Consider the following 249-nt stretch of genomic DNA (forward strand, 5'->3'; position numbering starts at 1 on the left):
TGTAACCGATGCCCGAGCTCCTGATCGAACTCTTCTCCGAGGAAATCCCGGCCCGCATGCAGGCGCGGGCGTCGGAGGATTTCTGCCGCCTCCTGCAGGCCGAGTTGCGGCCGCTGATGCCGGAGATGCCGCGCCCGCTGTTTGGTCCGCGCCGCATTGCCCTGGTCGGCGAGATGGCGGCCCGCGCCGAGACGCCGGGCAAGGAGGAGCGCGGGCCGCGCACCAATGCCCCCGCCCAGGCGCTGGACG

General features: G+C 71.9%; 1 protein-coding gene. It reads left to right on the plus strand.

Translation table 11 applies throughout. The features are described from left to right. Positions 1-8 precede the first annotated feature (8 nt). On the plus strand, positions 9-249 hold a 241-nt coding region (locus J5474_RS22635; protein WP_209364280.1), incomplete at its 3' end, for a glycine--tRNA ligase subunit beta.

This window comes from Sagittula salina, assembly GCF_017813235.1.
GTDB lineage: Bacteria > Pseudomonadota > Alphaproteobacteria > Rhodobacterales > Rhodobacteraceae > Sagittula > Sagittula salina.